We start from the raw sequence: 8,448 nt of genomic DNA on the forward strand, positions 1-8,448 counted from the left end.
GTGCAGAGTATGGGAAATCAGACTTTCGAGGCCAGAAATTCCATGGGAGTATTCCATGCAGCCGGGGTTCTGTGCAATAAGACAAGAAGTTTGGTTTTCCGCAACAAGCCTGCGGATTTGATGAACATGCGTTTCCGGGAAGCGAACAGAGGATCGTCAAGCACCTGTTCAAGAGCTGTGGCGATCAAGCCCTTACGAAATACCGGTCGCAATCCGTGTCTGGCGCAGAGCCTTTTGATTCCGCCTGTCGTGGTGAACCGCAACCCGTTCCATACCGGGCTTTTGCGCAGCCATGGGCGCAAGTGGGCTGTCCACCGCGGAAAGAAGGGAACAAGGGGGATATTGAAGTGCGGTTCAAATGGGACGGAATAATTCGGACAACGATGCACCATCACGCCTTTGGGTCGAAGATTGCCCGCCATGACACGAAACGCTTGATTCAGGTTCTGGATATGCTCAAGTACAAAGAAGGAAAACACAAGATCATAGCCTTGCTTCTGGAAAGGGTATTCCTCAATTCCAGCCTTCACCCATCCCCTGGGGTCCACTCCCAATATCTTGCAAAACCGAAATCCTGCCCGATGGCGGTCGCCAAAACCCTGATCGCCCGGCTCCAGGGATGTTACGTCAATGTCCATGTTGAGCAAGGCCGCATACGTCAAGCCGATGCCGCCGCCGATCTCAAGAACCCGCATACCTGGCCGTAGATACGGCGAAATCATGAGCAACGTTTTTTCAGCTTCACGCTTCAGCATGGCCAGCTGGTCCGCTGGCGATGAGGACATCCCTTCCTGAATCATGGGTGAAAACGCGCATTGCATGAATTCATGGTCCTGAAGCAATGCGTCAACATGGGGGTTGATCATTGCGTCAAGGTCGAAAGAAGCGGCCAAGTGAGGCGCGGAAGGTGTGATCATGATTTCCTGCACTCCATGATCAGATGCGTATACGGAACCCTCAACAGGTCATGGCGCAGTGTCTGGGAGACATCGGAAAAGGATGCGCTTGCCAGTGCGGCATATTCCTGCGCGGTACGCACATTACGGCCCCTGTCCAGATGAATCAGCACCCTGGCAATACAATGTTGCCCTTTGTTCAAACAGGGATCCAGAGTCAGGCAGCGCCCTTCAGTGTGCAGCATGCGCCCCGCCAAACTAAAAAAGCTCCTGGCCTGGGCATCGTCAAGATGGTGCAAGACGCCGGTACCCAGGACAAGGTCAAACACGCCAAAATCATTCTCGGAGAGATCGTCAACGGACATGCAAAAAAAACGGCCTCTGCCCCCATGCTGCCTTGTTGCCGCATCAATGTATTGCTGGCTGACATCAACGCCTACATATTCAACACCCTCTGGAAGATAACCCAGGATCGCGGCCGGTCCGCAACCGATATCCAGAATAGACATGCCCGACTGGGGACGGATGCACGTATCGACGAAAATTTGCCCCCCCCGCTTCCCACCCAGAAGGTCCATGCAGAAACTATAAACACCTGGAAGGGAGAGCCAGGATCGCCACCCAGTGGTGCATTGAGCCATGGTGTCTCACATATTGGAAATGAGTATGACTTCAGGATGGCCAGCCCAGTGGCAGATGAAAAACGACCATGCCAGCCAGAATGATCATCGTCCCGATCATGGTTGCCCTGCTGATTCGTTCGCCAAGGAATACCCTTGCGAATACCGGCACAAAAATGAAGACCGCAGGCAGGATGAATGCCATGTCCCGCAAGGGCACAACGCTCAACGCTCTGATTCCCATGAGCATGGACCCACCCATGGCCAAAAAGCCCAGCACGACCCACAGATTCAGCCGCAGGATGCCGAGATTCAAACCGCCCTTGTCTGCGCCATGCTTGAGCAGGACCTGGCCGGCAGCGGCCATGGTGATGGCGAGGTAGAGGATGAGGTAGTATGCCATGAGTTCAATGCTCCCCACGCGCAATCACCCATACCCCGGCCATGATCACCACTGCCCCCAGAAGATTGCCCAGGGTGATGCTCTCGTTGAAAAAGAATGCGGCGATGGCCAGAGTGATAACCACGTTCAGGCTGGTGAAAGGGTAGGCTTGAGACAGGGGCAAACGGCGGAGCACGGCCAGCCATATTGCGGCCTGGGCCGCAAAGAGGATGCAGGCAAAATAGAAACGGGGTTCAAGGACCAGGGCCATGTAGCTGGAGCCGCCAGGGCCGAGGGCGATGGTTTTGAACAGCACGGCGATGGTCGTGTTGATCAGAAGGAACAGGGCAATGAGCAGGGCGCTTGTCATGTTGCTCTTCAGAAGATTTTGCTGCTGTAAAAATGGAGATATTTCACTTTCAATTCATTGCCCATTATTCCCAACTCATTGCTCACTGCCCCCTGTCATTGCTCAACAAAACCCGATCCACCTTCCCGTTGGCATTCCTGGGTAGGTGGTCCAGGGCGATGACCTTACTGGGGATCATGTAGGATGGCAGGAGGCTTTCTAGTTGTTTTTTGATCTGTGCCGGTTCCAATGTCTTGTCCGGATAGTCCGGGGCCACGTAGGCCACGATCTTGCCATAGGCGGCCTGAATGCGGTGATAGACCACCGCAGCCTGTCCGATTTCCGGCAACGAGTTCAAGGCAGCCTCGATCTCTTCCAACTCGATGCGGTATCCCATGTGCTTGATCTGGTTGTCTTTGCGGCCGTGGAAATACAGGACGTCGTTTTCCAGGCGGGCCAAGTCGCCGGTCTTATAGCAGGGCTTGAGCAGATGCGGCGGATGCTCGCAGGGGGTAAAGGCCGAGGCGCTGCGCTCAGGATCGTTGTAGTAGCCAGCGGAAACATTCGGCCCCAAAAGGTGCAGCTCGCCGGGCTGACCGTCCGGGACCGGGTGGTTGTCCTCTCCAATGATCAGGCAGGAAAAGTTGGGGTTCAGCCGCCCCAGGGGGGCCAAGTTGGTCATGTCCGTGAAATCGGCCTCAGTGATCTCCCAATTGGAACAGATGCAGGTGCATTCAGTTGGCCCGTAAACATTCACCAAGCGAGCCCGGTGGCCATAGAGGTCGTAAAGCTTGCGCAACTCGGTCTTTGGAAACCCCTCGCCGCCAAAGGTGAAGACGCGGACCGCCTCCAGCTCCCAGCCGGTGAGCACTTTCATGTTCAGGAGATAGACTAGCAGGGATGGCACGGAAAACCAGATCGTGCAGTTCATGGCCGTTACATGATCCACCAATGTCTTGGGCTGGGTGAGCAGATCCTGGGGGATCGGGGTCAGGCTGGCCCCGGTGAAGAAGGTGGAGTAAAAGTCGAAAACAGAATTGTCAAAGTACAAGGGGCTCAACTGGGCGAAATTGTCCTCGGACGTGATCCCGAAGAAGTCCTTGGTCCAGGCGATGAAGTGCAGCAGATTCTGGTGGGTGACGGCCACGCCCTTGGGAATACCCGTGGAACCGGAGGTATACATGATGTAGGCGATGGTCGAACCGTCCACGGCCAGTCGCACGACCTCGGGAATGTGGAAAACTTCGGGCAGGACCCGGTCAGGCCCGATGAAAATCGAGCCCAGCCTTGCGGCCAGGCTGGAAAAGAGCGGTGCTGGATGATCGGCAAAAAGCAGGTCCGGCCTGCAGGTGACGCAGATCCGTTCCAGGCGTTCCTCCGGGCTGGTGACGTCCAGATTGACGTAGGGGATACCAAGCTGCAGACAGGCCAGCATCAGGGCATAGGTGTCTGGACGCTTGCTGGAGGCAATGCCCACGACGCACCCCGCGGACAGCCCCTGTTCCAGCAGCAGTCCGGCAAAGCCGTTGGACCGGGCTTGCAGCTCTGCGTAGGTGACCACGGCCTCCGGGTAGTGCAGGGCCGGACGCTCGGACCAAGCGGGGAGGGAGACGTTGAGGAGGGTGGAGAGGTTGTAGTGCTGCATGGATCATTCCGTCGGCTTGATGGTCAGGAAACGGTAGGCGTATGAACGGTTGAACCCACAGCGCAAAGCTGTCTGGACCGAGCCGGAATTATTTGCGAAGCAGTCCCAGAGGGGGATGATCCCTCGTTCGCGACACTGACCGACAAAGGCCTGCACTGCGCGGACAGCCAGGCCTTGCGCACGAAGTTCGGGATGGGTCATGACGTCGATTTCAGCCGTGTTGTTGCTGACCGCAGCCGCATAGCACAGACTGGCCGGGTTGCCGTGCGCATCCCGAAGGAAACACCCCAGACCCTGCAAAACGGCATCAGCAGAACTGTTCCAGAACCGCGAGCCAAGCTCAAGCCCCAATGCCGCGGAAACATCATAAATATTTTCCATAGTCAGAGTTTCATGCGGCCTTGCAATCATCGGAGCGTCACCTGGCAAGAATCTGACCCGTTGGCTTTCCTCGACCGTATAACGCGCATCGGCCTGGATCGCGCTGAACCATGTATTGGTAACAGCGTACACGCGCAATTTCGATGGAAGGAAGTCGTATACTGTCCGGCCGGACAAGACTTCGACGATGGCATGGTCCAGCGGATTGTTAGGAACCAGATCGACTACCTGACAAAAACCGAATTTATGCACAACAAGCAGTGAAGACGGTTCCAGGGGATTGGCGGCCATTATCCAGCCATCCTGTTTGGCCTCCAGAACCATCCCGATAATGGGGAAAAAACTGGATGTAGCTGCATACTGCGTGAAGGCCCGGCCACGGACGTGCGCGGGTTCAACGCTGTGCAGGCTCAAAACGTCAGCCCTCCGTCCACGTCCAGCACCATTCCGGTGATGAAATCGTTCTCGATGATGGACCGCACGGCGCTGGCCACCTCGTCCTGTCGACCGAGACGGCGCAGGGGGGTGTTGGCTTGGACGTGCTTGATGATTGATGGGGTCAAGGCCTGATGTGTGGACGGCGTGTCAATGAATCCCGGGGCCAGGGCAACGGCCCTAATGGCCAGCGGCCCCAGTTCCTTGGCCCAGACCCTGGTCATGGCCTCCAGTCCGGCCTTGGCTGCGGCGTACGCTGTCTGCCCGGCATTGCCCCGGGCGCTGATGGAGCTGAAATTGAGGATCAGGCCGCGGGTGCGGGTGCGGGCCATCCGTTCAGCCACAACCGAACCCAGGACAAAGGCCGTGTGCAGGTTGGCTTCCAGGATGCGCGTAAACGCGGCGTGGCTATGGCGCATGTCGCGAGGATTGGTCAGGTTGAGCAAGGGCTCGCTGTAGATGGCGCCTGTGCAGTTGACTAACACGTCAAGGCCGCCAATCGTGTCCATGACCGCCGCAATCATGTTCAGGACGGAGTCGGGATCAGTGGCGTCAACCGTAAAGCCTGGAATATCCAGCCCCGCGTTTTGAAGACGGTCCAGGTTCCGGTCCGCGATGCAGACGGCGGCCCCTCGGCTATGCAGATCCCTGGCCAGAAAAAATCCGATGTCGCCGCCGCCACCGGCTACGAGAATTTTCGCTCTGGCAATGTTCATCCCACCCCCCGGGCCGCCAGCAGGTCTAGAATGTCCTGGACGCACTGGATGCCGATGATCTCGTCAAACGTCAGGGAAATGTCGTAGCCCCGTTCTAGGCTGAGCACCAGATCCATCTGTTTCAGCGAGTCCCAGTTGTCCACGTCTTCACGCGACAAGGCGGCATGGATTTGCCGCGGTTGAAGTTCGAACACATCCGCGAGCATGTTTTGCAATTTTGAATCGAGCATGATCTCTACTTGTTGGAGAAAAAAATCAAACCAAAAAATGTCCAGCATACGTCTGGGCGTCAAACCGATGCTTTTCCGCGCTGCGCGCCAGCCAGACCTCATTGGGATGGGTATCCCGGGAAATGAAGGCCCCGCCGCCAATCAGGTTGTCCTCCGCCACCCTGACCTTGTTGGCCACCACCGCGCCTACGCCGACAAAAGTCCGGTCACCGATCCCGGCTTGACCCGAAATGATGGTGTTCGAGGCAATCCAGGCATGATCGCCAACCCGGGCATGATGGGCAATGGTGCAGTTGCACCATACAAAGCTGTTATAGCCAATTTCGGCAAAGGGTTCGACCACCGTGGAGGCAAGGATTACGGAGCCTTCGCCGACAGGGGACTCCGTGAGAATGGTGGCCGTGGGGTGGATATACGTTTCTACCAGAAAGCCCATGGATTTGACTCGGTGGTAGAGTTCGGAGCGGACGGCGTTCAGCCCGTTGTAGCCTACGCCCAACAGGACATTGATCTGATCAGCATGGTAGAGTCTGGTCAATTCAGCGAGGGGAACGACGTCAAGGCCGCAAAGCTTTGAATCTGTGATATATGCTGCATCAACACTAAAAGCCATGACCTTGTAGCGGCTATCCTTTTGCAAATAGCCGTAGAGGATTTCCGCGCCAGTGGTGTTGCCGATAATAACGATATTCCTCATTTTAATCTTCTTCCAGTACGGCCAGACCAAAACCTGATTTTCCGTATCCATTGCCGTTGTAGAGCATAAAATAACGACCCTTGTGTTCGAACACATAAGGGTAGCAAATCATTTCGCTGTCCCATCCATCATTGGAAACGTCAATTCCGGATAACTTATCATCCCTATTCCAAGACTTAAGATTATATGAATACGCAAAACCCATTCTATACTTATCGATATATTTTGTCGCTCTGTGAGCAAACCACATGCAATATGTATTATTTATTTTAATGATTGATGGCCTGCCAAAAGCATATTCATATTCATCCGCAAATGGAATGCACATTTCATTATCAAAGTTCCAGTCAATACCATTAGGAGATATTGCATGATGTATTCCATAATAATGTTTCAAGCCATTTGATGATTCCTCCCACTTCAATCCTGAATTATACCAAGTATGCCAGATGCCATCTATTATTAAAAAAGCTGTCGCTGCTGCAAATAAAGGATTATTCTTATCACGCCCAATAATTGGACCATAAAATTCTCTATCCATTTTTAAAGATACATGATCTACAATAACCCTTCCAGTATCGCAGATCCACATTCTTTGAGGTAGGTTTTGCCAGCCTACATAATAAAGATAGAGAAAATCGTTGTGCTTCACAAAACATACACTAATAGCACCATCACAATCAAAAAAACCTAGTGGTCCGGGAGATAGGCAAAGTTTTGGAGAGTCGAAGAGCAGAAGTGTTGAATCTTTTATAATAGCCTTGCTCAAGAAAATATGCGATTTTGACATGTTATCACGGCAAGTAAATGCCACAATAAAATTATCATCTTCCGTGTTTATAATGCAAGGATGTGAACTATGTGACCATCCAGCCATGTCATTTTCATAGACCAATCCTATCTTTTTCCAGCGAAATGACTTCATCTTATTTACCTTTTAGAGTAATATTCGCTGCGTCTTTGAGAACTGCATCAAGCCAGTCATGCATGGATAGTTTGCATTTCTTTGCAGCATCCCTGACAAGTCCTTGTGTTTCGGGCGAAACACCTTCCAACTTGCCATAATACCTTGTCCTGAGTGTTCCTCCACGTTGTCCAGGTATGGGATAATCGAAATTCGCCACAGGTTCACCTTCACCTACAGTAAAATCGACAAGATAGAAGCCTCCACCCATGATCCAGCGTACACAAAGATCCCGAGCATCTACTGGTAAAAGATCCAATGGAACTTCATTCTGATAGAATTTGTTATTGTCAATAAGTATTTTACCATATTCCGCGGCCCTAAGCCAAGGTGCAACGCCTTCATCACCAAAAACGACTCTCCCTTGTGGCTTTACAACCCTGCACATTTCGCAAATAGCACGCTTTTGATCGCTAAAAACACCAATGCCTCCAAAACTAAATGCCGCATCAAAATAGTTATCTGGAAACGGTAGGTAAGCAGCGTTGCAAATTGAATAAGAGAAAAACATTTCGCTTTGGTATTTCTTAGAATGATATTGTGCCTTTGCTTTTTGAAGCATACCATTTGAAATATCTTGAGCGTACAGTTCCCCTTTACCATTCAGTGCCCTGACAATAAAGGGGAAATTCAAGCCTGTTCCAGCTGCTGTTTCAAGAACTCTATGACCAAGTTCAAGTTGTAAAAAATCAATCATATTTGAACGAATTTCATTTTCGTCCACTTCTAAAATCTTAAAAGTAACGTTTTGAACATTATCATAATCTTCAGATACTGAATTATAGCTTACTCTTGAATTAAAATCAGCTTCTGGTAGTTCTTTGGGATAAGTGAAGTCAGGTATTCCTGCTTCGATCAGATATTCAAAATCAGCACATTGAATTCTTCCAGAAACTACTTCACCAATGTCATTATGTTTTGAATCAACAATTTTCATTTCCCTCATAGACACTGGGCATCTATAATTAGCTAATTCTTCGATAAACATAAACTTTTCTTTGGTTCTTCGACGTTTGATGTGGAATTCATGATGTTATTAATATCTGAATCGGAGCCGCGATTAGGTAGACTATCATGATGAAATTCTCCACGTTTCGATACCCGCGAGCCCGAGCTCTCGCTGCCTGGAACAA

The 8,448-nt window shown here is 52.0% G+C and carries 11 protein-coding genes; all 11 read right to left on the bottom strand.

The genetic code is table 11. The annotated features are described in order from the left end of the window. Positions 1-17: 17 nt before the first annotated feature. Positions 18-917, bottom strand: a complete 900-nt coding sequence (locus tag AC559A_RS14160; RefSeq protein WP_498818401.1) for a class I SAM-dependent methyltransferase — start codon at positions 915-917, stop codon at positions 18-20. Then, entirely contained in the window at positions 914-1,405 is a 492-nt protein-coding gene (locus tag AC559A_RS14165; protein ID WP_498818402.1) for a class I SAM-dependent methyltransferase, read from the bottom strand. The genes AC559A_RS14160 and AC559A_RS14165 overlap by 4 nt, the downstream gene beginning before the upstream one ends. Positions 1,406-1,568: 163 nt before the next feature. Then, a complete protein-coding gene (locus AC559A_RS14170; RefSeq protein WP_498818403.1) occupies positions 1,569-1,919 on the bottom strand; it encodes a hypothetical protein in 351 nt (116 codons plus the stop codon). Positions 1,920-1,923: 4 nt separating this feature from the next. Beyond that, positions 1,924-2,268, bottom strand: a complete 345-nt coding sequence (locus AC559A_RS14175) for an EamA family transporter (RefSeq protein WP_498818404.1) — start codon at positions 2,266-2,268, stop codon at positions 1,924-1,926. An 82-nt stretch (positions 2,269-2,350) separates the two neighbouring features. Beyond that, complete coding sequence (locus tag AC559A_RS14180; protein ID WP_498818405.1) at positions 2,351-3,892, bottom strand: amino acid adenylation domain-containing protein; 1,542 nt, start codon at positions 3,890-3,892, stop codon at positions 2,351-2,353. Positions 3,893-3,895: 3 nt separating this feature from the next. Next, positions 3,896-4,687, bottom strand: coding sequence for a GNAT family N-acetyltransferase (locus AC559A_RS14185; protein ID WP_498818406.1), 792 nt, complete (start codon positions 4,685-4,687; stop codon positions 3,896-3,898). Then, on the bottom strand, positions 4,684-5,424 hold the full coding sequence (locus AC559A_RS14190; protein WP_498818407.1) for an SDR family NAD(P)-dependent oxidoreductase: 741 nt from the start codon (positions 5,422-5,424) through the stop codon (positions 4,684-4,686). The genes AC559A_RS14185 and AC559A_RS14190 overlap by 4 nt, the downstream gene beginning before the upstream one ends. Then, on the bottom strand, positions 5,421-5,654 hold the full coding sequence (locus tag AC559A_RS14195) for an acyl carrier protein (RefSeq protein ID WP_498818408.1): 234 nt from the start codon (positions 5,652-5,654) through the stop codon (positions 5,421-5,423). Before AC559A_RS14195 ends, AC559A_RS14190 begins: the two co-directional genes overlap by 4 nt. Before the next feature lie 25 nt (positions 5,655-5,679). After that, complete coding sequence (locus AC559A_RS14200; RefSeq protein ID WP_498818409.1) at positions 5,680-6,402, bottom strand: acetyltransferase; 723 nt, start codon at positions 6,400-6,402, stop codon at positions 5,680-5,682. Continuing rightward, the gene (locus AC559A_RS14205; protein WP_498818410.1) at positions 6,353-7,276 is read right to left on the bottom strand and encodes a hypothetical protein; all 924 of its coding nucleotides are present in this window, start codon (positions 7,274-7,276) and stop codon (positions 6,353-6,355) included. The genes AC559A_RS14200 and AC559A_RS14205 overlap by 50 nt, the downstream gene beginning before the upstream one ends. 1 nt (position 7,277) lies before the next feature. Next, positions 7,278-8,303 carry a class I SAM-dependent methyltransferase gene (locus tag AC559A_RS14210; RefSeq protein WP_498818411.1) on the bottom strand — a complete coding sequence of 342 codons (1,026 nt, stop codon included), beginning with the start codon at positions 8,301-8,303 and terminating at the stop codon, positions 7,278-7,280. Between the last annotated feature and the right edge of the window lie 145 nt (positions 8,304-8,448).

Source organism: Desulfonatronum zhilinae (assembly GCF_900182865.1).
Classification (GTDB): domain Bacteria; phylum Desulfobacterota; class Desulfovibrionia; order Desulfovibrionales; family Desulfonatronaceae; genus Desulfonatronum; species Desulfonatronum lacustre.

Excerpts from the sequence above, each read along its gene's own strand:
- AC559A_RS14195 (WP_498818408.1), bottom strand. The coding sequence starts at position 5,654 with ATGCTCGATTCAAAATTGCAAAACATGCTCGCGGATGTGTTCGAACTT.
- AC559A_RS14165 (WP_498818402.1), bottom strand. The coding sequence starts at position 1,405 with ATGTCTATTCTGGATATCGGTTGCGGACCGGCCGCGATCCTGGGTTAT.
- AC559A_RS14160 (WP_498818401.1), bottom strand. The coding sequence starts at position 917 with ATGATCACACCTTCCGCGCCTCACTTGGCCGCTTCTTTCGACCTTGAC.
- AC559A_RS14175 (WP_498818404.1), bottom strand. The coding sequence starts at position 2,268 with ATGACAAGCGCCCTGCTCATTGCCCTGTTCCTTCTGATCAACACGACC.
- AC559A_RS14205 (WP_498818410.1), bottom strand. The coding sequence starts at position 7,276 with ATGAAGTCATTTCGCTGGAAAAAGATAGGATTGGTCTATGAAAATGAC.
- AC559A_RS14180 (WP_498818405.1), bottom strand. The coding sequence starts at position 3,892 with ATGCAGCACTACAACCTCTCCACCCTCCTCAACGTCTCCCTCCCCGCT.
- AC559A_RS14200 (WP_498818409.1), bottom strand. The coding sequence starts at position 6,402 with ATGGATACGGAAAATCAGGTTTTGGTCTGGCCGTACTGGAAGAAGATT.
- AC559A_RS14170 (WP_498818403.1), bottom strand. The coding sequence starts at position 1,919 with ATGGCATACTACCTCATCCTCTACCTCGCCATCACCATGGCCGCTGCC.
- AC559A_RS14210 (WP_498818411.1), bottom strand. The coding sequence starts at position 8,303 with ATGTTTATCGAAGAATTAGCTAATTATAGATGCCCAGTGTCTATGAGG.
- AC559A_RS14190 (WP_498818407.1), bottom strand. The coding sequence starts at position 5,424 with ATGAACATTGCCAGAGCGAAAATTCTCGTAGCCGGTGGCGGCGGCGAC.